This window comes from Actinomadura flavalba DSM 45200, from assembly GCF_000374305.1.
Lineage (GTDB): Bacteria > Actinomycetota > Actinomycetes > Streptosporangiales > Streptosporangiaceae > Spirillospora > Spirillospora flavalba.
The window spans coordinates 101,305-126,240 of the sequence record NZ_KB894104.1 but is presented as its reverse complement, the minus strand read 5'-3'; the positions used below and the strand labels follow the sequence as shown (position 1 = coordinate 126,240).

The window sequence follows — 24,936 nt, the reverse complement described above, 5'->3', positions numbered from 1 at the left end:
CGCTTTGCTCCTGTTCTCGCCGTGTACGTCACTTCTTCCCCCATCGGGCCCCGGGCCACCCCTCCGTGTACGGGGTCGCCCGGGTGGCGGGTCCGTGGCGTCGGTTCGACGCACGGGGCCCGCGGTCGCGTTTCGCGCCCGGTCGGGGAATCGGAACGCGGAGTCCGGTGTTGCACAGTCTCACAACCCACAGTGCGCTCTCATCGGTCCGGAGGTTGCGTCCATGTCCACAGTCGTCGCAGAACGCCCACGGGGCCGCGCATCGGCCGCGGCCGGGCGACTGCGCGCCCCCGACGGCGTGTTGCGACGTCGCGGCCCGCTATCGTCGGTGCAGGACGACGCCGCCGGCGTCGGTTCAGGCGAGGGGGTGGGTCAGGTCGCGGGGACCACGGAGACCGTCGAGGAGCGCCAGGAGCGGTTCGAGCGCGATGTGCTCCCGTATCTGGACCAGCTCTACTCGGCCGCGCTCCGCATGACGCGCAATCCGGCCGACGCCGAGGATCTCGTCCAGGAGACCTTCGCCAAGGCGTTCGGGTCCTTTCACCAGTTCAAGCAGGGCACGAACCTCAAGGCTTGGCTGTACCGGATTCTGACCAACACGTTCATCAACTCCTACCGCAAGAAGCAGCGGCAGCCGCAGCAGTCGGCCACCGAGGAGATCGAGGACTGGCAGATCGCCCGCGCCGAGTCGCACACCTCCAGCGGGCTGAAGTCCGCGGAGGCCGAGGCGCTGGAGCACCTGCCCGACTCCGACGTCAAGCGGGCCCTCCAGGAACTCCCGGAGGACTTCCGCATCGCGGTGTACCTCGCGGACGTCGAGGGCTTCGCGTACAAGGAGATCGCCGACATCATGAACACCCCCATCGGGACCGTGATGTCGCGTTTGCACCGCGGCCGCCGTCAGTTGCGGGGCATGCTGGAGGACTACGCCCGGGATCGCGGGATGACCCGGGCCCAGGCACCCGCTGAGCGGAGAGGGTGAGTAGGGGATGAGCTGCGGCGAAGCCCATGAGACCCCCTGTACCGAAGTGCTGGCCCGGGTCTACACCTATCTCGACGGTGAACTCGACCAGGGCGGATGCAGCGAGGTCCAGGTCCATCTGGACGAGTGCGGGCCGTGCCTGCGCGAGTACGGCCTGGAGGAGTCGGTCAAGAAGCTCGTGAACAAGTCGTGCGGGTGCGAGCCGGTCCCGGCCGACCTGCGCGCCAAGGTCCTCGGGCGCATCAGCCGCATCTGCGGCGAGCTGAAGGACGCCGAGCAGGGCCCGGCGGCCGAGCGCGCCTGAGCGCGCCGCCCGCCCGATATCGTGCGGGCATGCGCGTCATCGTCACCGGCTCGGCCGGGTTCATCGGCTCCCACCTCGTCGATCGGCTGCTCGCCGACGGGAACGACGTCGTCGGGCTGGACGACCTGTCCGGCGGCGTCCACGTCCGCGACGGCGTCGAGCTGTGGGAGATGGACGTCGCAGACCCGGCGCTCGCCGGGCGGATGGCCGCGTTCCGGCCGGACGTCGTCTGCCACCTGGCCGCGCAGGTGAGCGTCCGCGTCAGCGTCGCAGACCCGGCGGGCGACGCCCGCGTCAACGTGCTCGGCACCGCGAACGTGCTGGAGTCCGCGCGGCTCGCGGGCGCCCGCAAGGTCGTGTTCACGTCGAGCTGCGCGGTCTACGGCGTTCCGGACGCGCTGCCCGTCCCGGCGGACGCGCCGCTGCGGCCCGCGTCGCCCTACGCCGCGTCCAAGGTCACCGGCGAGGTCTACGCGGGCATGTACCGCGCCCTGCACGGCCTCGACTTCACCACGCTGACGCTGGCGAACGTCTACGGGCCGAGGCAGACGCCCGAAGGCGAGGCCGGCGTCGTGTCGATCTTCACCGACGCGCTGCTGTCCGGCGCCCCGACGCGGGTGCACGGCGACGGCGGGCAGACCCGCGACTACGTGTACGTCGCCGACGTCGTGGACGCCTTCGCCCGCGCGGCGGGCGAGGCCGGCGGGGGAGGCCGCTTCAACGTCGGCACCGGCCGCCAGACCACCGACCGCGCGCTGCACACCCTCGTCGCGGAGGCCGCCGGGGCCCCCGACGACCCCGCCTTCGCGCCCGCCCGCCTCGGCGACCTGCCCGCCATGGCGATCGACCCCTCCGCGACGGCGGACGCCCTCGGCTGGACGCCCCGGGTCGACCTCGCGGAGGGCCTCGCCCGGACCGTCGCCTGGGCGCGCGAACGCGCCGTCGCGCGTTCCTGAAAAACGTTTTCCCGGCCCCGTCCGGAACGCCGCCCGGAATGCACGTGCAGCGGGCTTGTGCAGGCGCGTTGTGCGTGTACGGCGCGTGGAGAAAAGGCCCGTCCACCTCACGCACCGTGGAGCGAAGTTCACGCTTTGCCCAGGATTTGTGGCACGCCTGTGTGAGCCGTGCCCATCGCGTTAGGCTGACTCCCGGAATCAGCGACGGGGACGACCGGGACGCGCCCGAGGGGGGAGCGTCCGCCCGCATCCAGCCAGCCCGGTGCGGGCCGTCCCCGGGGTCATGTGGGGGAGACAGCGGCATCATGATCGACCACAGTGGGCAGGGACACCGGCCGCGCACCGCGCGCCGGGGCGTCTCCTGGGTGTAGCCCCGGTCCGCGCCGCCCCAGCGGCGCGGACCCCGGCATCCCGCACGTGGTCCGCCCGGCCGCCGCGGCCGTCGCACGGTTCCATGGTTCCGGCCCATGCGGGACGAACCCCCGCAACCCCCGGCGCACGCACCGGGGCCGTCAGTCCCGAAGGGGGCGGCACATGCGCGAGCTACCGCTTGCCGCGCGGATCTACGTCACCGGTGTGATCGCGCTCGCGGCGGGCGTCCTGGTGACCGTTCCGCGCGCCGAGCTCGACTGGAAGGCCCTCGCGGTCCTGGCCGTGCTGTTCTTCGTGTGCGATTCGGTGCCCGCCCAGCTCACCGTCGAACGGGCCCGGGTGTCGCTCGGCTTCGCGGCCAGCCTCGCCTCGGTCGTGCTGCTCGGCCCGGCGGGTGCCGCCGTGCTCGGCGCCACCGCCGTCATCACCGGACAGCGGTTCTTCGCGCCCGTCAAGCGACTCTTCAACGGCGCCCAGTTCGCGCTCGGCGGGTTCATCGCCGCGCACGTGTTCGCGCTCCTCGGCGGCTACGACTACGCGCCCGGCGAGGCCGCCTGGGTCGAGCACGTCATCGTGCCGTTCGTCGCCGCCGCCGTCACGTTCGTCGCCGTCAACCTCGCGCTCACCACCGGCGTCCTCGTGCTCGCCCGGCAGTCGACGCTGCGGGCGATGGCGCGCGAGAGCGGTCCGCTCGCGCTCGGCTGCCTCGGCTACGGCATGTTCGGGCTGCTCATCGCCGGGCTGTGGCCCGGCATCACGATCTTCGCGCCGGTGCTGGTGCTGCTGCCGCTGTTCATCGCCCGCTGGGCGCTGGAGCAGGCCCACGACCAGAAGCGCGCGCACAGCGCCACCCTCGCCGCGCTCTGCCAGGCCGTCGAGACCAAGGACTACTACACCCGCGGCCACTCCGAACGGGTGTCGCGCGGCTCGGTGCTCATCGCGCAGGAGATCGGCATGCGCGCCGACCGCGTCGAGGCCATCCGCTACGCGGGCATGCTGCACGACGTCGGCAAGCTCGGCGTGCCGACGACCGTCCTCCAGAAGGAGGGCCCGATGACCGAGGAGGAGTTCGCCGCCATCCAGCTCCACCCGATGCGCGGCCTCCAGATCGTCAAGGAGATCGGCTTCCTCGACGAGGCCCTCGCCGGGATCATGCACCACCACGAGAAGATGAACGGCGGCGGCTACCCGATGGGCCTCGCCGGCGACGAGATCCCCGAGTTCGCCCGCGTCATCTCCGTCGCCGACGCCTTCGACGCCATGACCTCCACCCGCTCCTACCGTGCCGCGCGCAGCAAGGAGGAGGCCGTCCGCGAGCTGCGCCGCAGCGCGGGCGAGCACTTCGACCCCGTCATCGTCGACGCGTTCCTGCGCGCCCTCGAACGCGAGGGCTGGGAGCCGCCGAGCCCCGTCGTCGTCCCCGGCGACGGCGTCGCCCAGACCACCGCCCAGGACCACGACGACCCCGCCGCCCCGCTGCGCGTCGCCCGCGACGGGGCCGCGCGGTGAGCAGCGGCGCCGAGCCGCGCCGCGCGGGCTGGCAGACCGTCGACTCCGGGCAGGCGCTGCTCATCGCCTCGGCCGGGCTCATCGTGCTCGTCGCCGTCACCCAGGTCGCCGCCGTCGGGATCGTGCAGACCGAGCCCGCCGTGTTCTTCGGCGTCCTCATCGCGCTCGGCGAGCTGTTCCGCATGGTCATGCCCGGCAACCGGGAGGTCGCGCCCGTCGCCACCGCGGGCGCCCTCGGTTACGCGCTGCTCGTCGGCGTCGGGCCCGGCGCCACCGGCGCCGTGCTGGACGTGCGGCCCGCCGAGCACTCGCCGTTCCAGGTCATCGCCGTGGCCGCCGTGGGGATGCTCGTCGGAACGCTCCCGCACATCGCGGTCGGCCGCACGCCCCGCCTGGACGCGCTGGCCCGGCGGCTGTTCACGGTCGCGCTCGTCGCGCTGTGCTTCCGGCCGGTGCTGGCGCTCGGGCTCGGCTGGCTGCCGCTGCTGCTGGTGATGGGCGCGGTCGTCGTCGGGTCCTGCTTCCTGGACGTGCTCGTCGCCGCGCTGATCCGCGCCGAGTCCGTCCGGTTCGGCATCGCCGTCCGCGACGAGATCCGCGCGAAGATCGCGCTGTGCGCGGCGACCAGCGCCACCGCGATGCTCATCGCCGTCGCGACCACGCTGCTCGGCCCCGCCGCGCTGCTGGTGTTCACCGCGCCGATCCTCGTCACGCAGTTCGCGTTCCGCCGCTACGCGGGCATCCGCGCCACCTACCTCCAGACGGTCCGCGCGCTGTCGAAGGTCACCGAGGTCGGCGGGTACGTCGAGGCGGGGCACTCGCGGCGCGTCGCCCGGCTGTCGGTCGCGATGGGCCGCGAACTCGGGATGCCCGAGGAGGAACTGCTCGAACTGGAGTACGCGGCGCTCATGCACGACATCGGGCAGCTCTCCCTCGGTGACCCGATCCCCGGCGGCGCGACCGTGCTGGCCTCGCCCGCCGAGCAGCGCCGCATCGCTGACCTGGGCGCCGAGGTCATCCGGGAGACCGGCGTCCTCGACCGCGTCGCGGACATCGTCCGCCAGTCGTCCCACCCGTACCGGACGGGCCATGACGAACCGGGCGGCGACGGGCGGCCGGTGCCGCCGCCGCTGGCCGGACGCGTCATCAAGGTCGCCAACGCCTACGACGACCTCGTCGGTGACTCGGCCGACCGCGACCGGGGCGCCGCCGTCCTGGAACGGCTCCGGCTCGACTCGGCCGCCGAGTACGACCCGGCCGTCGTGGAGGCGCTGTCGCGGGTCGTCGACCGTCGGCCCCGGCTGTGAGAGCGGCCGGTTTGCACGGCTTCGCACCGGGGATCGGGTGAAGCGCGGGTAGCGACAAAACCACGCGCGGGTATTTGTCGTCCGGACCGCCGCCCGGCCGGTGGCCGGAGGGCTAGGGTCGGCGCAAAGGCAAGGCCATCGGTACGAAGGGGTGTCGGCAGGTGTTCGAGTCCGTCCTCGTGGCGAACCGCGGCGAGATCGCCGGACGGATCATCGCGACCGTCCGCGCCATGGGGCTGAAGGCCGTCGCCGTCTACTCCGAGGCCGACGCCGACCTGCCGTTCGTCGCCGAGGCCGACGAGGCCGTCCTGCTCGGCCCCGCCGAACCCGCCAGCAGCTACCTGGACGCCCCCCGCGTCCTGGAGGCCGCCCGGCGCGCCAACGCCCAGGCGATCCATCCCGGCTACGGGTTCCTGGCGGAGAACGCCGAGTTCGCCCAGGCCGTCCTCGACCGGGGCCTGGTCTGGATCGGGCCGTCGCCGCTCGCCATCGCCCGCATGGGCGACAAGATCAACGCTCGGAACCTGATGAAAGAGGCCGGGGTGCCCGTCTGCCCCGGCGTCTGGGAGCCCGTCCCCGACGAGGAGACCGCCGTCGAGGAGGCCGAGCGCATCGGCTACCCCGTCATGGTCAAGGCCGCCGCGGGCGGCGGCGGGGTCGGCATGGGCGCCGCCCGCGCCGAGGAGGCGCTGCGCGCCGCCTACCGCACCGCCCGCAGCCGCGCCGACCGGTTCTTCGCCGGGTCCGACATCCTGCTCGAACGGTTCGTCGAGGGCGCCCGGCACGTCGAGATCCAGATCCTCGGCCTCGCGGACGGCACCGTCCTGGCCCTCGGCGACCGCGACTGCTCGGTGCAGCGCCGGCACCAGAAGCTCGTCGAGGAGACGCCCTCGCCCGGCATCGGGGACGAGCTGCGGCAGCGAATGATGGACGCCGCCGTCCGCGCCGGCGAGGCCGTCGGCTACCGGGGCGCGGGCACCGTCGAATGCCTCGTCGCGCCCGACGCGCAGGAGTTCTTCTTCATGGAGATGAACACCCGGCTCCAGGTCGAGCACCCCGTCACCGAGATGGTCACCGGCATCGACCTGGTCGAGCAGCAGATCCGCATCGCGGCGGGCGAGCCGGTGTCGTTCACCGGCGTCCGGCCGCGCGGGCACGCGATCGAGTTCCGCGTCTACGCCGAGGAACCGCGCCGCTTCCTGCCCGGCCCCGGCCGGATCAAGGTGTGGGAGGAGCCCGTCGGCGACGGCATCCGCATCGACGCCGGATATGCCGAAGGCAACACCGTCACGCCGTTCTACGACCCGCTCATGGCCAAGCTGTGCGTGCACGCCGAAGACCGCCCCGCCGCGCTCGCCAAGGCGCGCGCCGCGCTCGACGCGTTCCGCATCGAGGGGCCGAAGAACAACCTCCCGTTCCACCGGGAGCTGCTCGACCGTCCCGAGTTCACCGGCGGCGGCTACGACACGGGGCTCGTGGAGCGCATGCGCACCCCGTGAGCACCGCTCGTTCCTCGTTCGCCGGCGCGAGGCCGGCGACACCGTTCGAAGGGAGCCGCCGTGGCCGAGGTCCGTGCGGAGATGGTCGCGAACGTCTGGCAGGTCACGGTCGCGGAGGGCGCCGAGGTCGCCGAGGGTGACACGCTCGTCATCCTGGAGTCGATGAAGATGGAGATCCCCGTCCTGGCCGAGGACGGCGGCACGGTCGCCACGCTCGCCGTGACCGAGGGCCAGGTCGTGCAGGCCGGCGATCTCCTCGCCGTCATCGAGTGACGGTAGGGTGCCGCCCGTGGAGACCTACTGCGACCGCTGCGGCGAGCCCGCCGCGTCCGGCGCCCACGACGCCTGCCGCGCCGCCCGCGCGATGGAGCCGCCGCGCTACTGCGCCCAGTGCCGCCGCCGCATGGTCGTGCAGGTGACGCCCGTCGGCTGGGAGGCCCGCTGCTCCCGCCACGGCACCCTCACCTCCGCCTGATCGGTCAGAACGCCAGCGCGTAGGTGACGAGGAGCAGGCCCGGCACGGGCGACCAGTCGTCGTCCGGCGTCCGGTGGAACCCCAGGCGCTCGTAGAGGCGGTGCGCGGCCGTCATGTTCGGCTGCGTCGAGAGGCGCACGCCGCGCAGGCCCGCCGCGCGGGCGCGTTCGACGCACGCGCGGACGAGCGCCGAACCCGCGCCGCGGCCCTGCGCGGACGGCAGCACGGCCAGCATCCGGAACTCGCCGTCGTCCGGCCCGGCCAGTTCTGCGAGCGGGCTCTCCGGCGGGCAGTAGGCGACGGCGCCGACGAGCGTGCCGCCGAGCTCTGCGACGAGGATCTCCGTCGTCGCGGCGCGGGCCGCCGTGTCGCGCAGCGTCGCGATGTACGTCGACTCCGGGTTCATGTAGCCGCCGCCGACGTAGACGTCGACGGTGAGCGCGCCGACCGCGGCGTACTCGTCGGGGCGGGCGGTGCGGACCGTCAGGCCGGACGGCGGGGCGGTGGTCGGCGGGGACATGCGCTTCACGATATCCGGCGAAGACCGGCGTAGCGGTTAGTCGTCAGGGTCTTGACGACTAACCAAGTAAGGGATTGATTATGTGGCATGCCGATTCCCCGAACCCTCCTCGGCCGCGGCGACCTCCACGACCTCCCCCTCACGGTCGTCGCCGGCACCTGGCCCGGCGACCTCTCCGGCCACTACGTCGTCAGCTCCTCCGACCAGCGCACCCGCCCCCGGCACGCCTTCTTCGGTGACGGCGTCCTCGCGCGCCTCGACCTGCGCCCGGACGCCGCCGGACGCTTCACCTGGCACCCGCACGTCCTCGACACGCCCTCGGTGCGGCTGCGCCGCGCCCGCCCCGACCTGTTCGTCCCCGGCCCCGTCGGCACCGACTCGCCCTGGGGCTTCTCCAACGCCGCCAACACCGCGCCGCTGCCGTGGGGCGACCGCCTGTTCGCCACCTGGGACGCGGGCCGCCCCGTCGAGGTGGACCCCGTCACGCTCGGCTTCCTCGCCGAGGTCGGGCACCGCGACGACTGGAAGCCCGCGCTCGACCACCCCGTCCTGCCGCTCGTCGCCACGACCGCGCACCCCGTGATCGACCCCGAGCGCGACTGCCTGTGGAGCATCAGCCGCGACGCGCTGACCGGCGCCGTCGCCGTCGTCCGCTACGACGGCACCGGCACCCGCGTGCACCGCTGGGACGTCGACGGCGCAGTCCTGCCGCAGGCCAGCCACACCATCGCGCAGACGCGGAACTGGCTGATCCTCGCCGACACCGCCTACAAGCTCGACCCCGACGAGATCTTCGGCGGGGACCGGACCGTCGCCAACAACCCCGACGGGCCGTTCCTGCTCATCCGCAAGGACGACCTCCACCCCGCGCGGGCGAGCGTGCCGTGCCGCGAGTTCCGCATCGCACCCGAGGTCAACCACTTCTACGCCCGCTACGACGACCGCGACGGGATCGACCTCGTCCTGGAACACTCCGAGGGCGTCGACATCGGCATGTACCTGCGCGAGGACGACATGGACGTGCGCGGCGAACCGGTCGATCCGGCGCTGCGCGGGATGTACTGCCACGGGATGACGCCCGCGCTCACCACCGTCCTGGTGTTCGACCCCGAGAAGGGCACCGTCCGCGAGCGCGCCCGCGCCACCGAACCCGGCCGCTGGTGGCAGGCCGAACTGTCCGCCGTGGACTGGAGCGACGCGGGCCTGGCCCGGCCGACCCGCCACCACCTGATCTACCTCGGCTTCCACCCCGAGGCGATCAGCCGGCGGGTGCTGAAGAACTACGCGGGGCGCGTCGACCCGGCGGTGTTCCCGGCCGAGGAGACGCCCGCGACGCTCGTCACCCACGACCGCGAGGACCTGCGGCCCCTCTCGGAGTGGACGTTCGCCCTCGACGACTACCCGACCGCGCCCGTCTTCGTCCCGCGCGGCGCGCACACCGACCCCGGCGGCCACGACGGGTACCTGCTCGTCGCCGTCCACAACGACGACCGCTTCCGCCTCGAACTCTTCGACGCCGCCGCCGTCACCCGCGGCCCCGTCGCCGTCCTGGCCGCCGCGCCGGGCACGACCCTGCCCTACCTCATCCACGCCGCCTGGACGCCCGACGCGCGCCCCGCCGACCCGTCCCTGGAACGCCTCCGCTTCCGCGACGACCTCGACACACGCCTCGACACCCTGCCCCCCGACCTCGTCGCCGTCACCCACCAGGTCGCAGACGATCTCGACACTCCGGCGATCCACTGACCGGCCCTGACGGGACGTCCCGGCCGACCCTCACGAGCAGGGGCGTCCGCCCGGCGGTCGCGGTGAGCGGCCGTCGTACAAACCGGGTCCGGTCAAGACTGTGGGTTCCTGCGCAGAACCGGGGGCGGGGCGCGCGCTAGTGTGCCGCACGTGAGTGTGCTCGTGGTGACCGGGACGTGTACCGGCGTCGGCAAGACCGTCGTCACCGCCGCGCTGGCGGCGCTGGCGGCGGCGCGCGGCACCGGCGTCGCCGTCGTCAAACCGGGACAGACCGGCGTCGCGCCGGGGGAGGCCGCCGACCTCGACGAGGTCGCGCGGCTCGCCGGCGTCACCGACCTGCACGAGTACGCCCGGTTCCCCGACCCGCTGGCGCCCGCCGCCGCGGCCCGCGCCGCCGGGCTGCCGCCGGTGCGGCTCGCGGACGCGGCGGGCCGCGTCCGCGCCCTCGCCGACGTGCGGGGGCTCGTCCTGGTGGAGGGCGCGGGCGGGCTCCTCGTCCGCTACGACGACGAGGGCGGCACCGTCGCCGACCTCGCCCGCTGGCTCGGCGCCGCCGTCGTCGTGGTGACCCGCCCCGACCTCGGCACGCTCAACCACACCGCGCTCACCCTGGAGGCCATGGCGCACCGGGGCGTCCAGCTCGCCGGCGTCGTCGTCGGCTCCTGGCCCGCCGAACCCGACCTCGCCATGCGCAGCAACCTGCGCGATCTGGAGACGATCGCGGCCCGCCCGCTCGCCGGGGTCCTCCCGGCGGGCGCCGCGGCCCTCGACCCGGCCGAGTTCCTCGCCGTCGCCAGCGCGGGGCTCGCGCCCGCGTTCGGCGGCGTCTTCGACCCGGCCGCGTTCCGTGCCGTCCACGGCCTGCCCTGAAGGAGAACATCCGTGACCGACATCCTCGACGTCGCCCGCCGCCAGGTTCTGGAGGAGGGCCGGGGCCTGACCACCGCGCAGGCACTGGAGTGCCTGACGCTGCCCGACTCCCGGCTGGAGGAGCTGCTGGCCCTCGCCCACGACGTGCGGATGCGCTGGTGCGGCCCCGAGGTCGAGGTGGAGGGCATCGTCTCGCTGAAGACGGGCGGCTGCCCGGAGGACTGCCACTTCTGCTCCCAGTCGGGCACGTTCGAGTCACCGGTGCGGTCGGTGTGGCTGAACATCCCCGACCTCGTCGAGGCCGCCAAGGAGACCGCCAAGACGGGCGCGACGGAGTTCTGCATCGTCGCGGCCGTGCGCGGCCCGGACGAGCGGCTGATGAAGCAGGTCCGCGCGGGCGTCGAGGCGATCAACGCCGCCGTCGAGATCAACATCGCGTGCTCGCTCGGCATGCTCACCCAGGAGCAGGTGGACGAGCTGGCGGCGATGGGCGTCCACCGCTACAACCACAACCTGGAGACGGCCCGCTCGCACTTCGGCAGCGTCGTCACCACCCACTCGTGGGAGGAGCGCTGGGACACGCTCCGCATGGTGAAGGAGGCCGGCATGGAGGTGTGCTGCGGCGGCATCATCGGCATGGGCGAGTCGGTGGAGCAGCGCGCCGAGTTCGCGGCGCAGCTCGCCGAACTGGAGCCCGACGAGGTCCCGCTGAACTTCCTCGCCCCCCGCCCCGGCACCCCGTTCGCCGACCTGCCCCTGGTCGAGGGCGCCGAGGCCCTGAAGACCATCGCGACCTTCCGCCTCACCCTGCCCCGCACCATCCTCCGCTACGCGGGCGGCCGCGAACTCACCCTCGGTGACCTCGGCACCCGCGAAGGCATGCTCGGCGGCATCAACGCCATCATCGTCGGCAACTACCTCACCACCCTGGGCCGCCCCGCCGAAAAGGACCTGGACCTCCTCACCGAACTCCAGATGCCCATCAAGGCCCTGACAAAGACCCTCTGACACCCGAAAGGCCGGGCCCACCCGGGCCCGGCCTTTCCCATCACGTCACCAGGTGCGCCAGGGTGCGGTGTCGATTTCTACGTTGAAGGGGTCGGGGAGGCGGATGGTTTCGCCGAAGAGCCAGGATTCGTTGTTCAGGTAGGCGCGGGAGCCGCCGTCGGGGATGGAGTAGAGGGTCGTCGTGGCGGCCTTGGGGGAGCGGTCGACGAGCAGGTAGTAGGGGATGCCCGCGTGGGCGTACTCGGACCACTTCGTCCGGCGCGACTGCGGCGGGTCGGCGGGGCGGTCGTCGGCGGCGTTGCTCTTGGAGGTGATCTCCACGACGATCTCGATGTTCTCCGGCAGGACGATGGCGGCGTCGGCGTCGTAGGTCTCCAGGCACGCGGTCTGATCGAGCACGATCAGGTCGGGAATGCACCCGCTTCCGCTGCCGAGCCATTGCAGCGCGGACCCCTGCACGGTGACCCACGGGTTCGCCGGGTCGTGGACGCGCGCCTGAGCGAAGGCGTCCGCGATGTTGCTGACCATCAGATTGTGACGGAACATGGGCGGGGGTGACACGACGATCCGTCCTCCAATGACCTCGACACGCGTGCCGTCGTGAGGCAGATGGAGGAAGTCGTGCAGCTCGCCGCCCGCCCAGAGCTCTTCCAGCGGACGCGGCAGCACCACGGGATGGGCCGGGTCTTCGACGATGTTGGTCACGTCGGGTGTCTCCTCCCTCACGATCTGCTCCGGTCATCGTAGGGAACACGTGGTCGGAGCGTACCCAGAACGAGGAGGGCCGTAGCTCTCAGTTCCGCGCCGGTCGTGAGTCGCCGGTCGGCGGGATCACCAGGTGCGCCAGGACTCGGTCTCGATCTCGATGTTGAAGGGCTCGGGGAGGGAGATGGTCTCGCCGAAGGGCCAGGACTCCTCGTGAAGGTAGGCGGCGGTGGCGCCGTCCGGGATCGTGAAGAGGAAGGTGCGGGAGATCTTCGGGTCGCGGTCGACGAGGAGATAGAAGGGGATCTCCGTGGCGGCGTAGGCGTTCCACTTGGTCCGCGGCTTGTCCCTGGGAGGGCAGCGATCGTTCCGGGCGTTGCCGTACGACGTGACCTCCACGACCATCTCGATCTCGTCCGGCAGATAGTGGCGGGCGGCCGGATCGTTCGTCGCCTGGTACACCTCGTGGTCGACGATCACAAGGTCGGGAACGAAGCCGTTGGCGCGCTCACTGAGCGCCACGTTCGAGTTCTGTAGAGCCTCCCAGCGGAACTCGCGGCTCTGCGCTCGCACGAACGCCTTGGATACCTCGTGCACGATGAATCCGTGCGTCGGGAGTGGCGGGGGTGACACGACGACCTTGCCTCCGATGACCTCGACCCGAGAGCCTTCCGGGACCTGGAGGGAGTCGCCCAGCGTGCCGTCGGTCCACAGCGCCCACGGGGTGTCCGTCAGCTCCTGCGGCATCGACCATTCCACCGTCGTCGTCACGTCGGGTGTCTCCTCCCTCACGATCTGCTCCGGTCATCGTAGGGAACACGTGGTCGGAGCGTACCCAGAATCGGGGAGGTTCTAGTGGCGGCGGAGGCGGGTGGTGAATTTGTAGCGGTCGCCTCGGTAGAGGGACTGGGCCCATTCGACGGGCTGGCCGGTGGAGTCCAGGGCGTGGCGGGAGAGGAGGAGGAGGGGGAGGCCGACGTCGACGCCGAGGAGCTGGGCGTCGTGGGGGGTGGCGAGGACGGTCTCGATGGTCTCCTCGGCCTCGGTGAGGTGGACGTCGTAGGCCGTGGCGAGGGTCTCGTAGAGGGAGTGGTGGCGGGGCAGTTCGCGGCGCAGGCCGGGGAAGCGGCGGGCGGGCAGGTGCGAGGTGTCGATGGACATGGCCTCGCCGTCGGCCAGGCGGAGGCGGTGGATGCGCAGGACGCGGCCGCCGGGGCGGATGCCGAGGAGGGCGGCGAGGCGTTCGTCGGCGCTGACGTAGCCGATGTCGAGGATGCGGGTCTCCGGGCGGAGGCCGTGGTGCTTCATGTCCTCGGTATAGGAGACGAGCTGGAGTTCCTGCGCGACCTTCGGCTTGGCGACGAACGTGCCCTTGCCCTGGATGCGTTGCAGGCGGCCCTCGACGACGAGTTCGGCGAGCGCCTGCCGGACGGTCGTCCGGGACGTCTCGTACTTCTCGGCCAGCGCCCGCTCGGGCGGCAGCGGGCTGCCGGCGGGGAGCGACTGGATCAGTTCGACCAGCAGTTCCTTGAGCTTGTAGTACTTGGGGATGCGCGGCGCCTGCGCGGAGTGGTGTTTGCCCAGCTCGGTGAGCGGGACGCGTTCGTAGGCCCGCCCGTGCCGGGGCCCGCCCCTGACCTCCGTCACGGTCTCTCCTCACGTTCATCACCGGTTTCCCCGATGTTATGGCGCAAGACTACGTTCCGTAGAACGTGCCACGGCGGTCAGCGCCTCCGCCAATACCGTGAATTCCGACTCTTCGAGGGTGGCGCGGGCGGTGATGCGCAGGCAGGCGCGGCCCTTGGGCACCGACGGCGGGCGGAAGCAGCCGACGCGGGCGCCGTGGTCGCGGCAGACGCGCTGCGCGGCGACGGCGGCGTGCGGTTCGCCGACGTAGACGGGGACGACGGCCGCCGCCGGGTCGGCGGTCTCCAGTCCGACGCCGCGCGCCAGGTCGCGGACGCGCCGCGCCGCCGCGCGCGCCCGTCCGGGCAGGTCGGGTTCGGCGTCGAGGACGTCCAGTGCGGCGAGCGCGGCTCCGGCGGCGGCCGGGTTGAGGCCGGTGTCGAAGATGAACGCCCGCCCGGTGTCGACCAGGTGCTCGATCACCTCCGGCGCGCCCAGCACCGCGCCGCCCTGGGCGGCCAGCGACTTGGACAGCGTGAGCGTGAGCACGACGTCAGGATGCCCCGCGAGCCCCGCCTCATGCGCGGCGCCCCTCCCACCTGGGCCGACGACGCCGAGCGCGTGCGCCTCGTCGATCACCAGCAGCGCGCCGTGCGCGCGGACGACGGCGTGCAGCGCGGCGAGCGGCGCGACGTCGCCGTCGACGGAGAAGACGGCGTCGGTGACGACGATCGCGTGCTCCTCGTCCCGTCCGGCGAGCGCGGCGGCGACGGCGCCGACGTCGCGGTGCGGCGTGACGACGACGCGTGAGCGCGACAACCGGCACGCGTCCACGATCGAGGCGTGGTTGACCTGGTCGGACACGACGAGGACGCCGGGTCCGCCGAGCCCGGCGACGGCGCCGAGGTTGGCCAGGAACCCGGACGAGAACACGAGCCCGGCGGCGCTGCCGGTGAACGCGGCGAGACGCCGGTCCAGCTCGGTGTGCAGCGCGGTCGTCCCGGTGACGAGCCGCGACCCGGTCGAGCCCGCGCCCCAGGCCCGCGCGGCGGCGACGGCCCCGGCGACGAGCCGGGGGTCGCGCGACAGCCCGAGGTAGTCGTTGGACGCCAGGTCGAGCAGGCCGTCGTGGTCGGCGGTGCGGGGCCGCAGCGTCCGCCGCAGCCCGGCGTCCTCCCGGCGGGACGCGGCGGTGCGGAGCCGGGCGAGGGGGTCGGGTGGGAAGGACGGCGCGGTCATGGGCGCATCCTGCCAGGCCCGGGTGCGCGGGGCGGCCCCGGCCATGGGTGATGATGGGGTCGTGCCGACGTTGAGCGACCTGGTCCGCGACCACACCGACCTGACCGACGAAGACCTGGAGTGGCTGCACGCCCTCGTCTCGGACTGGCAGCTCCTGGCCGACCTGTCGTTCGCCGACCTGCTGCTGTGGGTGCCGCTGGCGTCCGGCGGCGCGCCGCCCGACGATCCCGGCCGTCCCCGCCCCGCTCCGGCGAAGGGCGCGGTGCCGGGCTGGGTGGCGATCGCGCAGATGCGCCCGACGACGGGCCCGACCGCCTATCCGAAGGATCTCGTCGGACGGGTCGTCCGCACCGGCCGCCGGGGCCTCATCGACGTGGCGTGGCGGGAGAAGCGCATCGTGCGCGAGGGCGATCCGGAGTGGGGCAGCGGCATCCCGGTCCGGGAGGAGTCGATCCCGGTGCGGCGCGGCAGCAAGATGCTCGGCGTCATCCAGCGCAGCACGAACCTCAGCTCGGCCCGCACGCCGAGCCGCCTGGAGCTGACGTACTTGCAGAGCGCGAGCGACCTCGCGCAGATGATCTCCGACGGCCGGTTCCCGGTGCCGGGCGAGGAACCGAACCTGGTGCGGTCGCCGCGCGTCGGTGACGGCCTGGTCCGGCTCGACCGGGCCGGGCGCGTCACCTACGCGAGCCCGAACGCGCAGTCGGCGTACCGGCGGCTGGGGTTCGCCGCCGACCTGGTGGGGGAGCCGCTGGGCGAGATCACGGCGGCGGTCACCGACACCGGGGAGCCGCAGGAGGAGGCGCTGAGCGTCGTGCTGAGCGGCCGGGCGCCGCGCGAGGTGGAGGTCGAGGCGCACGGGACGATCCTGCAACTGCGCACGATCCCGCTGGTGGTGGGCGGCAACCGCATCGCCGCGATCGTGCTCTGCCGGGACGTCACCGAGCTGCGCTGGCGCGACCGCGAGCTGATGACCAAGGATGCGACGATCCGCGAGATCCACCACCGCGTCAAGAACAATCTCCAGACGGTCGCGGCGCTGCTGCGGCTCCAGGCGCGGCGGTTGCAGGTCCCGGAGGGACGGGCGGCGCTGGACGAGGCCGTCCGCCGCGTCGGGTCGATCGCGATCGTGCACGAGACGCTGTCGCACACCCCGGACGAGTTGATCGACTTCGACGACATCGCCGACCGGGTGATCATGATGGCGGGGGAGGTGTCGGCGGCGGAGACGCAGGTGGAACCGAAGCGCACCGGCAGTTTCGGGGTGCTGCCCGCCGAGATCGCGACGCCGCTGGCGATGGCGCTGACGGAGCTGTTGCAGAACGCGCTGGAGCACGGCCTGGCCGACCGGTACGGGACGCTGGAGGTCGTCGCCGTCCGCTACGGCGAGGGCCCGCCCGACCGGATCGCCGGGGGTGTGCAGGTCTGGGGCGACTGGCCGGGCGGCGCGGACGCCTCGCCGCATCCCGGCCCGGAGGCCGACGAACGCCGTCTCGTCGTCGTCGTGCTGGACGACGGCGTCGGCCTCCCGGAGGACTTCGACGTCGAGAGCAGCGACAGTCTCGGTCTCCAGATCGTCCGCACGCTCATCGTCGGAGAGCTGGGCGGGCGCCTGGAGTTCCGCCGCCGTGACGGCGGCGGCACCGAGGTCGTGGTGGACGTCCCCCTCGACCATCACCGCCCGCCGCTCCGCTAGCCGGAGACGCCGCGAGCGCCTCCCGCGGGGGAGGCGCTCGGAACGGTGCGGCGGGGCGTGCTCTCCGGCCGGGGAGGTTCGGAGGCGGTGCCCCGCCGGTCAGAGCCCGGCGGCGGCCCGGGAGCGGGCGCGGGCGGCGCGGCGCTTGACGGCGCGGCGCTCGTCCTCGCCCATGCCGCCCCAGACGCCCGAGTCCTGGCCGGACTCCAGCGCCCAGCGCAGGCACGCGTCGGTGACGGTGCAGCGACGGCACACCTGCTTGGCCTCTTCGATCTGCAACAGCGCGGGCCCGGTGTTTCCGATGGGGAAGAAAAGCTCGGGGTCCACGTCACGGCAGGCAGCGCGGTGGCGCCAGTCCATGCGGTCCACTCCTTCGTCGCGGTGGTGCAAGACACTCAACTTGTGAACGGTTTCACATGTCGCGAACACCCCGAGACGCAAAAGATTTGGTCAGGTGGATTGTTCGGCGGCGACGGTTCCGTTCCCGGGACAGCGGCGTTGAATCCCGTTCGGCCGACGCTCTTTGAGCCTGTCAGGGGCACCGAGAGGGACGCAAGACCTCGGAGAAGTGTTTCTCAAGGGTTGGGTGTCGCATGTGTCACAGTGGCGGGTCCGGGGTGTTGCTTTCCCGTAAACACATACCGTGACGTGCGTCATATGACGATGCGTATCGCCTTCGGAACCGAACGGAACGTGATCGCGGACTGTTCGCCCAGGTAGTCGCCGTCGAGCTGGAACGCCATCGGCCGTTCCGCACGCACCGTGACCTCCGCCGCGTCGTGCACGTCCACCACGCGCGATCCCCGCACCGGCCGGTCGCGCGGCGCGAGCATCTGCGCCGCCGCGAACGCGAACGGACGCAGTGCCATCGACCGCATCCCGAACACGTCGAGGCCGAGCGTGAACGACGCGCGCGGGCTCGGATTCAGCGGAAGGGGACCGAGGAACGTCCACGGCGTGGTGTTGGAGACGAAAGCGAAGAACACTCCCGGAATCGGCGGACGGCCCGGCGTCTCGATCGTGAGCGCCGGACGGCGCCGATCCGTTCCGGTCGCCAAATGGCGCAGCGCCGTGCGCACATAGAGCGACGGATCGGCGCGCAGTCCGGCCCGCCGCCGCCGTTCGACCTCGCGCACCACTTCGGCGTCCACGCCGACGCCCGCGCAGAAGGTGAAGTACCGTTCGCCGCCGTCGGGAAGGGACGCGGTGCCGAGCCCCACCGTGCGGTACCGGCCCGCGCGCAGCGCCTCCAGCACCGCCCGCGTCGCGCCCAGCGCGTCGCCGGGCAGGCCGAGCGCCCGCGCGAACACGTTCGCGCTGCCCGACGGGAGCACCGCCAGCGCGGGCAGCCCGTCCCCGGGGCCGTCGGCGAGCAGCCCGTTGACGGCCTCGTTGACGGTGCCGTCGCCGCCCAGCGCGATGACGACGTCGAAACCGCGCCGCACCGCCTCGCGCGCCAGCTCGGTGGCGTGCCCCCGGTGCCCGGTCTCGGCCAGCACGAGGTCGAGATCGCCCGCGAAGGCCCGGACGAGCGTGTCCCGGGCCCGCCGGGAGGTGGAGGTCGCCTTGGGGTTGGCGATCAGCATGGCGCGCACGGCGTCAGCGTATCCACCGTTGGACAGGCCAACCCCATGCCGGGGTGGGAGCCGGGGAACGGCAGGTGGGGCGACGCAGTAGGGTCGGGACCGTGTCCAAGCGTCCCGCCACCGTGCTCGCCGCCGCCGTGCTCGTCGGGCTCCAGGGGCTCGTCGCCGTGGGCGGCGGGGTCTTCGTCGGCGTCGAGACCGCGCTCGGCCTCGCCGTCGACCCGGTCAGCGCGATCGGCGTCACCGTGCTGGCCCTCGCGGGCGGCGCCGGCATGCTCGTGGTCGCGCGCGGGCTGCTGCTCGGCGACGCGCGCAGCCGCGCGCCCGCCGTCCTCACGCAGCTCTTCTGCCTGCCGGTCGCGTGGTCGCTGTGGCAGAGCGAGCAGCCGCTGATCGCCGTGCCGCTCGGCGTCGTCGCGGTCGCCGCGCTCGTCCTGGTGCTGAGCCCGCCCAGCACGGCGTGGCTCGCCCGCGACTTCGAGCGCGAGGACGCCTGACCCCACACGCGAAACGGCCCCCCGGGATCGTCCGGGGGGCCGTCGCGTCGTCTACTCGTCGGCGGTGAGACCGTCGCGGAGTTGCGCGAGCGTGCGGGCCAGTAGCCGGGACACGTGCATCTGGGAGATGCCGAGCTCGGCGGCGATCTGCGACTGCGTCATGTTGCCGAAGAAGCGCAGCAGCAGGATCTTCTTCTCGCGGGCCGGAAGCTTCTCCAGCAGCGGCTTCAGCGACTCGCGGTACTCGACGCCCTCCAGCGACTCGTCGATCATGCCGAGCGAGTCGGCCACGGCGGGCGCGTCCTCGTCGCCGGAGTCGGGCGCGTCCAGCGAGACCGTCGAGTAGGCGTTGGCGGACTCCAGGCCCTCCAGCACCTCCTCCTCGGTCATCTGGAGGTGCTTGGCCAGCTCGCTGACCGTGGGCGCCCGGCCCTCGCGCTGCGCGAGGTCGCTGATCGCCTTGGTGAGCGACAGCTTCAGCTCCTGGAGGCGGCGCGGCACGCGGACCGCCCAGCCCTTGTCGCGGAAGTGCCGCTTGATCTCGCCGACGATCGTGGGCGTGGCGTAGGTGGAGAACTCCACGCCGCGGCCGAGGTCGAACCGGTCGATCGACTTGATCAGCCCGATCGTGGCGACCTGGATGAGGTCGTCGAGCCACTCGCCGCGGTTGCGGAACCGGCGCGCCAGGTACTCGACGAGCGGCAGGTGCAGCTCGACGAGCTCGTCGCGGATGCGCTGGCGTTCGGGATCGCCCTCGGGCAGTTCGGCGAGGCGCTCGAACAGCCCTCGGGCCCGGGCGCGGTCGGGGACCGCGCTGTCGTTGCGCTCGCTGCCGGTGCTGGTGCCGGCCACCGTCGTCTTCTCCGTCACGGGGCCCCCGCCGCGCCGCCGCGGCGCTTCTGCAGCGTCACGGTCACCCTGTCGTCCGGCCCTGCCTTGGCGTCGACCTCGCCGGCGAGCGACGACAGGACGGTCCAGGCGAACGTGTCGCGGCTGGGCTCGCCGCCGTCGACCGTGAGGACAGACACGGCGATGCTCATCGCCTCGTCGTGCAGTTCGAACTCGCAGGTGAGGTCCGTGCCGGGCACGGCCTGGGGAAGCAGCATCGCGCACGCCTCGTCGACGGCGATGCGCAGGTCCTCGATCTCGTCCAGCGTGAAGTCGAGCCGGGCGGCGAGCCCCGCCGTCGCCGTGCGCAGCACCGACAGGTACGCCCCGGCGGCCGGCAGCTTCACCGTCACGACGTCACGCACGGACACCTTCGTACTGGCCGCCATGGCGGCGGTTTCCTCGGTCACGTCACTCCTCGTGGGATGGTCCCGCTGCCATCGAAACTACCGCGCCCGGGGCCCCGAACGAGCCTGCGGCGCGCACGGCTTTCGGGGCGATGTCCGCGACGGGGTGAATCGTCCGGACGTAAACCTCCGTGAGACGAGAAAAACGTCACGCCTCCTTGGCGACGCGCCGAAGCGTCTCGCCGGTCAGCCGGTAGACGGACCACTCGTCCTGACGGGTGGCGCCGAGCGCCTCGTAGAAGCCGATGGCGGGATCGTTCCAGTTCAGCACGGCCCATTCGACGCGCCCGTAGCCGCGCTCGTCGGCGATCCGCGCCAGCTCGGCCAGCAGCGCCCGGCCGTGCCCGCCGCCGCGCGCCTCGGGCCGCACGTACAGGTCCTCCAGGTGGATGCCGTGCCGCCCCAGCCACGTCGAATAGGTCAGGAACCAGAGGGCGAAACCGACGGTCTCGCCGTCCTGCTCGGCGATGAGCCCGAACAGCGCGGGCGCGGGCCCGAACAGGTGCGCGCGCAGGTCGTCCTCGGTGGCGACGACCTCGTGCGGCACCCGCTCGTAGGCGGCGAGGTCACGGATGAGCCGGTGGATCGTCGGAACGTCGTCGGGGGCGGCGGTACGGATCATGCCCGCCAGGCTAAACGCTCCCGGAGAGCCGAAAGCCCGCCCCTGGTGCGGGACGGGCCTGGTGGCGCGATGGGTCAGGCGGCCTTCTTGGTCTCCCAGAAGATGTCCGAGATCTCCTGGATCTTGGCCAGGAGGTCGTCGGCGACCTTGACGTCGAGGCTGGACTTGGTGCCGCCTCCGCCGCCCGCGAGCTTGGTGGCCTCGTTGAAGAGCTGGTGGAGCTGCGGGTACTTCTCGAAGTGCGGCGGCTTGAAGTAGTCCGTCCAGAGCACCCACAGGTGGTGCTTGACCAGGTCGGAGCGCTGCTCCTTGATGACGATGGCCCTCTCGCGGAAGGCCGGATCGTCGTTGGCCGCGTACTTCTCCAGGATCGCCTTGACCGACTCGGCCTCGATCCGGGCCTGCGCCGGGTCGTAGACGCCGCACGGCAGGTCGCAGTGCGCGGAGACCGTGGTCGCGCGGCGCAGAAGGTTGACGAACACCTGAGAATCCCTTCCCTTGTCACGGATCATGCTCAGGGCTCCGACACTACTCTGATCAACCCCGGCCGGTCCGGCCAGGGCACTCGGTCTTCCGTCCTAAGCCCCTGGGGTTCCTGTGACCGCTGGGACGCGGATCATGCGAGAGTGGGGCGATGAACTGGCCGAAGCCGCGCCGGGCCGTCGGGCCGGCGCGGGTGCGGGGGGAGTCGATGCTGCCCGCGCTGCGGCCGGGGACGTGGCTGCTGGTGCTGTACGGCGGGCGCGTCGCGGCCGGTGACGTCGTCGTCGCGCGGCCCCCGGGCGAGGCGGAGCTGCTGATCGTGAAGCGGGCCGCGTTCCGCGACGGCGGCGGCTGGTGGCTGGAGAGCGACAACCAGGCGGCCCCGGGCCGCCGCGACTCGTGGGACTACGGCGCCGTCCCCGATGACCGCGTCGTCGGGCGCGTCGTGTGGCCGCTCCGGCTGCGCGCCGACGTCACGCCACCGTGACGTGCGACGGGCAGTGGTCACGGCGGTGGTCGTCGCCGGTGCCGAAGTAGGCGCGGTCGCAGCCGTCGGCGGTGCAGAGGCCGAAGCAGTGCAGACCCGTCTGGTTGATCTTGACGGCGAGGCCCATCGCGGCGCGCGCCGCGTACATGTCGGGCGCCGAGCCGCTCTCGTTGAGGTGCAGGTGCCAGTTCTGCCCGTCGTGCCCGCTGATCTGCGGGTGGACGGGGTGCTGGATGAGCATCGCGTTGAGCCGGTCGACGGCGCGTTCGTCGTCGCCGCGCGCGGCGGCGGCGAAGATCTCCCGGATCTGGTCGCGCAGCTCGCGCATGGTGCCGAGGTCGCGTTGCAGGACGCGCCCGCCGAAGTGCGGGTGCAGCGCGAGGACGGCGCGCAGCCCGTCGAGGTCGCGCAGGGCGTCGTGCCCGCCGGCGCCGGTGTTGACGAGACCCAGCGCGAGGTCGGCGTAGGAGGAGAGGTCCACGATCACTCCCGCGAGTTCGTCTCGGCGCGCCGTTCGTCCCGGTCTGCGCTCATCCCATTCCCCCGTGGCGAGTATGACACCTGTTGTGCCGCAAGAACGTCGTTTCCTGGGAGTCCCACTCGGGAGATCATGCGGCCGTACATCGGTTTCGCGGGCAATTTAGAGGTTCTGTCGGCAATGGGAGAAAAAAGGCCCGCGTCCCGGGAACCGGGACGCGGGCCGAGTCACACCGGGATCAGATCCGGCTCACGCCCTCCCGCCGCGCCTGCGCGGCGACCGCTGCGGTGACCGCCGGGGCGACCCGCTCGTCGAACGGGTTCGGGATGACGTAGTCGGCGGACAGGTCGTCGCCGACGATGTCGGCCAGCGCCGTCGCCGCCGCGAGCTTCATGCCCTCGGTGATCGTGTGGGCGCGGACGTCCAGCGCGCCCCGGAAGATGCCCGGGAACGCCAGCACGTTGTTGATCTGGTTGGGGAAGTCGCTGCGGCCCGTCGCGACGACGCGGGCGTGCCGCCGCGCCACCTCGGGGTGGACCTCGGGCGTCGGGTTCGACAGCGCGAACACGATGGCGTTCTCGCTCATCGTCGCGATGCAGTCCTCGTGGACGGTGCTGCCGGACAGGCCGATGAACACGTCGGCGCCGCGCAGCGCCTCCTCGGTGGAGCCCGAGCGCAGCGAGCGGTTGGTGATCGCGGCGATGCGCTGCTTGACGGGGTTGAGGCCGTCGCGGCCCTCGTAGATGAGGCCCTTGCTGTCGGACAGAGCGATGTCGCCGATGCCCGCCTCGATGAGGATCTGCGAGACCGCGATGCCGGACGCGCCCGCGCCCGCCACGACCGCGCGCAGCTCGGACAGGGGCTTGCCGACGAACCGCGCGGCGTTCTTCAGCGCGGCCAGCGCCACGATGGCGGTGCCGTGCTGGTCGTCGTGGAAGACGGGGATGTCGAGGGCGGCGCGGAGCCGGTCCTCGATCTCGAAGCAACGGGGGGCGCTGATGTCCTCCAGGTTGATGCCGCCGAAGCTCGGGGCCAGCCGGATGACGGTCTCGATGATCTCGTCGGTGTCGGTGGTGGCGAGCGCGATCGGCACCGAGTCGACGCCGGCGAACTCCTTGAAGAGCAGCGACTTGCCCTCCATGACCGGCATGGAGGCGGCCGGGCCGATGTCGCCGAGGCCGAGCACGGCGGTGCCGTCGGTCACGACGGCGACGACCTTGGACGTCCAGGTGTAGTCGTAGGCCAGCTCGGGCTGGTCGGCGATCGCGGTGCAGACGCGGGCGACCCCGGGCGTGTAGGCCAGGGAGAGGTCGTCGGCGTTGCGGACCGGGATGGTCGACCGCATCTCCAGCTTGCCGCCGCGGTGCAGGCGGAACGCCGGATCGTCGTCGAGTGAGTGCGGTTCGGTGGGAATGGGCTCAGCAGCCACAGCGACCCCTGTCAGTGAAATGGTTTCCGGGCGATGCCGCCGCGTGGTGGAGGACTGGTGTGCCTGCTCACCGGGTGGACATCTCGCGACGTACGGGGGTCACCCGTTGTCCGATTGTGCCACAGCGAGCCCGGAGGTCCCGGGGAACTCCGGGGTGGCGGCGGTCACGTGGCCGTCTCGCGGACCGGGATTGCGCAGGTGGCCGGGCGCGGTCAAGCGCTGGTTTGGTGTCCGAATCGTTTCGCACCCTTAATCCGAGTTGCACCTACACGCCGGAATCATGTGGCGGGACGTGAGGATCGATCCCCGCGATCCCTTGGACCGATCTGGAGGGGGACCTGTGCTGACTGGTTCTCTGCGCCGCCGCGCCATCTCCGCCGCGGCGCTCGTGCTGACGGGCGCCCTCGCCCTGTCGGCCTGTGGTGAGAAGGAATCGGGCGCGGGTGACGCGATCACCCCCGCCGGCGGCCCCGACGCGCGGCTGGCCGGGCTCGTCCCGGACGCCGTCAAGAGCGACGGCAAGATCGTCATCGGCGTCGACGCGACGTACGCGCCCAACGAGTTCCTCGACACCGACGGCAAGACCGTCATCGGCTGGGAGCGCGAGCTGTTCGACGCGGTCGCCGCCAAGCTCGGCCTCAAGACCGAGTGGGTGCCGAGCAAGTTCGACGACATCGTCCCCGGCGTGCAGAGCGGCAAGTACGAGGTCGGCGTCTCGTCCTTCACGATCAACGACGACCGCAAGAAGGCCGTCGCCATGATCAGCTACTTCAACGCCGGCACCCAGTGGGCGACCAAGAAGGGCAACCCGGCGGGGATCGACCCCGACGACGCCTGCGGCAAGAGCATCGCCGTGCAGAAGGGCACCGTGCAGGCCGACGAGGACCTGCCCGCCCGCCAGAAGAAGTGCAAGGACGCGGGCAAGCCCGAGATCAAGGTCTCCCCGTACCAGGGCCAGGACCAGGCGACCAACGCGGTCGTGTCGGGCAAGGAGGACGCGATGCTCGCCGACTCCCCGATCACCGCGTACGCCGTCAAGGAGACCGGCGACCAGCTCGCGACGCTCGGCTCGATCTACGACGCCGCCCCGTACGGCTTCATCCTCGGCAAGGACCAGGCCAAGTTCGCCGAGGCCGTCCAGGGCGCGACCAAGGCCCTCCTGGACGACGGCACGTACAAGAAGGTCCTGGAGAAGTGGAACGTCCAGGCGGGCGCCATCACCGACCCGGCCGTGAACCCCTGACC

28 protein-coding genes are annotated in these 24,936 nt (G+C 72.3%); 15 read left to right on the top strand and 13 right to left on the bottom strand.

Going from position 1 to position 24,936, the window contains the following annotated elements; translation table 11 throughout:
* Nucleotides 1–328 precede the first annotated feature (328 nt).
* From C229_RS32045 to bsaP, 8 genes are all read left to right on the top strand, one after another.
* Nucleotides 329–982 (top strand): sigma-70 family RNA polymerase sigma factor, encoded by a 654-nt coding sequence (locus C229_RS32045; RefSeq protein WP_018658390.1) that lies wholly within the window; start codon nucleotides 329–331, stop codon nucleotides 980–982.
* Nucleotides 983–989: 7 nt separating this feature from the next.
* Nucleotides 990–1,286, top strand: a complete 297-nt coding sequence (gene rsrA / locus C229_RS0127735) for a mycothiol system anti-sigma-R factor (protein ID WP_026314221.1) — start codon at nucleotides 990–992, stop codon at nucleotides 1,284–1,286.
* A 29-nt stretch (nucleotides 1,287–1,315) separates the two neighbouring features.
* A complete protein-coding gene (locus C229_RS0127730) occupies nucleotides 1,316–2,242 on the top strand; it encodes an NAD-dependent epimerase/dehydratase family protein (RefSeq protein ID WP_018658388.1) in 927 nt (308 codons plus the stop codon).
* 534 nt (nucleotides 2,243–2,776) lie between these two features.
* Nucleotides 2,777–4,123 carry an HD-GYP domain-containing protein gene (locus C229_RS0127725; RefSeq protein WP_018658387.1) on the top strand — a complete coding sequence of 449 codons (1,347 nt, stop codon included), beginning with the start codon at nucleotides 2,777–2,779 and terminating at the stop codon, nucleotides 4,121–4,123.
* Nucleotides 4,120–5,430, top strand: coding sequence for an HD-GYP domain-containing protein (locus C229_RS0127720; protein WP_018658386.1), 1,311 nt, complete (start codon nucleotides 4,120–4,122; stop codon nucleotides 5,428–5,430). The genes C229_RS0127725 and C229_RS0127720 overlap by 4 nt, the downstream gene beginning before the upstream one ends.
* 161 nt (nucleotides 5,431–5,591) lie before the next feature.
* Entirely contained in the window at nucleotides 5,592–6,929 is a 1,338-nt protein-coding gene (locus tag C229_RS0127715) for an acetyl-CoA carboxylase biotin carboxylase subunit (protein ID WP_018658385.1), read from the top strand.
* 60 nt (nucleotides 6,930–6,989) lie between these two features.
* On the top strand, nucleotides 6,990–7,202 hold the full coding sequence (locus C229_RS35645) for a biotin/lipoyl-binding carrier protein (RefSeq protein ID WP_018658384.1): 213 nt from the start codon (nucleotides 6,990–6,992) through the stop codon (nucleotides 7,200–7,202).
* A gap of 16 nt (nucleotides 7,203–7,218) precedes the next feature.
* Nucleotides 7,219–7,404, top strand: a complete 186-nt coding sequence (bsaP, locus tag C229_RS0127700) for a biotin synthase auxiliary protein BsaP (protein ID WP_018658383.1) — start codon at nucleotides 7,219–7,221, stop codon at nucleotides 7,402–7,404.
* A gap of 4 nt (nucleotides 7,405–7,408) precedes the next feature.
* On the opposite strand, the gene C229_RS0127695 is transcribed toward bsaP, so the two are convergent.
* Nucleotides 7,409–7,924 (bottom strand): GNAT family N-acetyltransferase, encoded by a 516-nt coding sequence (locus C229_RS0127695; protein ID WP_018658382.1) that lies wholly within the window; start codon nucleotides 7,922–7,924, stop codon nucleotides 7,409–7,411.
* A gap of 87 nt (nucleotides 7,925–8,011) precedes the next feature.
* On the opposite strand from C229_RS0127695, the gene C229_RS0127690 reads away from it, so the two are divergent.
* The 3 genes from C229_RS0127690 to bioB all read left to right on the top strand — a co-directional run bounded on the left by C229_RS0127690 (nucleotide 8,012) and on the right by bioB (nucleotide 11,548).
* Complete coding sequence (locus tag C229_RS0127690) at nucleotides 8,012–9,670, top strand: carotenoid oxygenase family protein (protein ID WP_018658381.1); 1,659 nt, start codon at nucleotides 8,012–8,014, stop codon at nucleotides 9,668–9,670.
* Nucleotides 9,671–9,820: 150 nt separating this feature from the next.
* Nucleotides 9,821–10,540 (top strand): dethiobiotin synthase, encoded by a 720-nt coding sequence (gene bioD / locus C229_RS0127685; RefSeq protein WP_026314220.1) that lies wholly within the window; start codon nucleotides 9,821–9,823, stop codon nucleotides 10,538–10,540.
* Between the two features lie 12 nt (nucleotides 10,541–10,552).
* Entirely contained in the window at nucleotides 10,553–11,548 is a 996-nt protein-coding gene (gene bioB, locus C229_RS0127680) for a biotin synthase BioB (protein WP_018658379.1), read from the top strand.
* A 45-nt stretch (nucleotides 11,549–11,593) separates the two neighbouring features.
* On the opposite strand, the gene C229_RS0127675 is transcribed toward bioB, so the two are convergent.
* The 4 genes from C229_RS0127675 to C229_RS0127660 form a co-directional block, all read right to left on the bottom strand.
* Nucleotides 11,594–12,253 (bottom strand): Uma2 family endonuclease, encoded by a 660-nt coding sequence (locus C229_RS0127675; protein WP_018658378.1) that lies wholly within the window; start codon nucleotides 12,251–12,253, stop codon nucleotides 11,594–11,596.
* A gap of 126 nt (nucleotides 12,254–12,379) precedes the next feature.
* Entirely contained in the window at nucleotides 12,380–13,024 is a 645-nt protein-coding gene (locus C229_RS32040; RefSeq protein WP_018658377.1) for a Uma2 family endonuclease, read from the bottom strand.
* An 81-nt stretch (nucleotides 13,025–13,105) separates the two neighbouring features.
* Complete coding sequence (locus C229_RS0127665; protein ID WP_018658376.1) at nucleotides 13,106–13,900, bottom strand: GntR family transcriptional regulator; 795 nt, start codon at nucleotides 13,898–13,900, stop codon at nucleotides 13,106–13,108.
* Nucleotides 13,901–13,936: 36 nt separating this feature from the next.
* Nucleotides 13,937–15,118 carry an 8-amino-7-oxononanoate synthase gene (locus C229_RS0127660; RefSeq protein WP_018658375.1) on the bottom strand — a complete coding sequence of 394 codons (1,182 nt, stop codon included), beginning with the start codon at nucleotides 15,116–15,118 and terminating at the stop codon, nucleotides 13,937–13,939.
* A 61-nt stretch (nucleotides 15,119–15,179) separates the two neighbouring features.
* Between C229_RS0127660 and C229_RS0127655 the strand changes: the two genes are divergently transcribed.
* Nucleotides 15,180–16,814, top strand: a complete 1,635-nt coding sequence (locus tag C229_RS0127655) for a sensor histidine kinase (RefSeq protein ID WP_018658374.1) — start codon at nucleotides 15,180–15,182, stop codon at nucleotides 16,812–16,814.
* Between the two features lie 99 nt (nucleotides 16,815–16,913).
* On the opposite strand, the gene C229_RS0127650 is transcribed toward C229_RS0127655, so the two are convergent.
* Both C229_RS0127650 and C229_RS0127645 read right to left on the bottom strand, forming a co-directional pair.
* Nucleotides 16,914–17,174, bottom strand: coding sequence for a WhiB family transcriptional regulator (locus C229_RS0127650; protein ID WP_018658373.1), 261 nt, complete (start codon nucleotides 17,172–17,174; stop codon nucleotides 16,914–16,916).
* A 293-nt stretch (nucleotides 17,175–17,467) separates the two neighbouring features.
* On the bottom strand, nucleotides 17,468–18,409 hold the full coding sequence (locus C229_RS0127645; RefSeq protein ID WP_018658372.1) for a diacylglycerol/lipid kinase family protein: 942 nt from the start codon (nucleotides 18,407–18,409) through the stop codon (nucleotides 17,468–17,470).
* Between the two features lie 92 nt (nucleotides 18,410–18,501).
* Here C229_RS0127645 and C229_RS0127640 point away from each other — a divergent pair, with 92 nt between their 5' ends.
* On the top strand, nucleotides 18,502–18,897 hold the full coding sequence (locus C229_RS0127640) for a hypothetical protein (protein WP_018658371.1): 396 nt from the start codon (nucleotides 18,502–18,504) through the stop codon (nucleotides 18,895–18,897).
* Nucleotides 18,898–18,948: 51 nt separating this feature from the next.
* Here C229_RS0127640 and C229_RS0127635 read toward each other — a convergent pair whose 3' ends face one another.
* The 4 genes from C229_RS0127635 to sodN form a co-directional block, all read right to left on the bottom strand.
* Nucleotides 18,949–19,767, bottom strand: a complete 819-nt coding sequence (locus C229_RS0127635; RefSeq protein WP_018658370.1) for an RNA polymerase sigma factor SigF — start codon at nucleotides 19,765–19,767, stop codon at nucleotides 18,949–18,951.
* A complete protein-coding gene (locus C229_RS0127630) occupies nucleotides 19,764–20,195 on the bottom strand; it encodes an ATP-binding protein (protein ID WP_018658369.1) in 432 nt (143 codons plus the stop codon). The genes C229_RS0127635 and C229_RS0127630 overlap by 4 nt, the downstream gene beginning before the upstream one ends.
* 145 nt (nucleotides 20,196–20,340) lie before the next feature.
* Entirely contained in the window at nucleotides 20,341–20,814 is a 474-nt protein-coding gene (locus C229_RS0127625; protein ID WP_018658368.1) for a GNAT family N-acetyltransferase, read from the bottom strand.
* A gap of 74 nt (nucleotides 20,815–20,888) precedes the next feature.
* Entirely contained in the window at nucleotides 20,889–21,296 is a 408-nt protein-coding gene (sodN, locus tag C229_RS0127620; protein ID WP_018658367.1) for a superoxide dismutase, Ni, read from the bottom strand.
* Nucleotides 21,297–21,448: 152 nt separating this feature from the next.
* On the opposite strand from sodN, the gene C229_RS0127615 reads away from it, so the two are divergent.
* Nucleotides 21,449–21,784, top strand: coding sequence for a S24 family peptidase (locus C229_RS0127615; RefSeq protein ID WP_018658366.1), 336 nt, complete (start codon nucleotides 21,449–21,451; stop codon nucleotides 21,782–21,784).
* On the opposite strand, the gene C229_RS0127610 is transcribed toward C229_RS0127615, so the two are convergent.
* The gene (locus C229_RS0127610) at nucleotides 21,771–22,265 is read right to left on the bottom strand and encodes an ABATE domain-containing protein (protein WP_155885088.1); all 495 of its coding nucleotides are present in this window, start codon (nucleotides 22,263–22,265) and stop codon (nucleotides 21,771–21,773) included. The two genes, C229_RS0127615 and C229_RS0127610, sit on opposite strands and share 14 nt — an antisense overlap.
* 235 nt (nucleotides 22,266–22,500) lie before the next feature.
* Nucleotides 22,501–23,691: an NAD(P)-dependent malic enzyme gene (locus C229_RS0127605; RefSeq protein WP_018658364.1), complete on the bottom strand. Its 1,191-nt coding sequence runs from the start codon at nucleotides 23,689–23,691 to the stop codon at nucleotides 22,501–22,503.
* 340 nt (nucleotides 23,692–24,031) lie between these two features.
* On the opposite strand from C229_RS0127605, the gene C229_RS0127600 reads away from it, so the two are divergent.
* Nucleotides 24,032–24,934 carry an ABC transporter substrate-binding protein gene (locus C229_RS0127600; protein ID WP_018658363.1) on the top strand — a complete coding sequence of 301 codons (903 nt, stop codon included), beginning with the start codon at nucleotides 24,032–24,034 and terminating at the stop codon, nucleotides 24,932–24,934.
* The last annotated feature ends 2 nt before the right edge of the window (nucleotides 24,935–24,936 follow it).

Bases quoted from the DNA above. Each gene is read 5' to 3' on its own strand.
- rsrA (WP_026314221.1), top strand. From the start codon at position 990: ATGAGCTGCGGCGAAGCCCATGAGACCCCCTGTACCGAAGTGCTGGCC.
- C229_RS0127730 (WP_018658388.1), top strand. From the start codon at position 1,316: ATGCGCGTCATCGTCACCGGCTCGGCCGGGTTCATCGGCTCCCACCTC.
- C229_RS0127725 (WP_018658387.1), top strand. From the start codon at position 2,777: ATGCGCGAGCTACCGCTTGCCGCGCGGATCTACGTCACCGGTGTGATC.
- C229_RS0127695 (WP_018658382.1), bottom strand. From the start codon at position 7,924: ATGTCCCCGCCGACCACCGCCCCGCCGTCCGGCCTGACGGTCCGCACC.
- C229_RS0127690 (WP_018658381.1), top strand. From the start codon at position 8,012: ATGCCGATTCCCCGAACCCTCCTCGGCCGCGGCGACCTCCACGACCTC.
- C229_RS0127660 (WP_018658375.1), bottom strand. From the start codon at position 15,118: ATGACCGCGCCGTCCTTCCCACCCGACCCCCTCGCCCGGCTCCGCACC.
- C229_RS0127650 (WP_018658373.1), bottom strand. From the start codon at position 17,174: ATGGACTGGCGCCACCGCGCTGCCTGCCGTGACGTGGACCCCGAGCTT.
- C229_RS0127625 (WP_018658368.1), bottom strand. From the start codon at position 20,814: ATGATCCGTACCGCCGCCCCCGACGACGTTCCGACGATCCACCGGCTC.
- C229_RS0127615 (WP_018658366.1), top strand. From the start codon at position 21,449: ATGAACTGGCCGAAGCCGCGCCGGGCCGTCGGGCCGGCGCGGGTGCGG.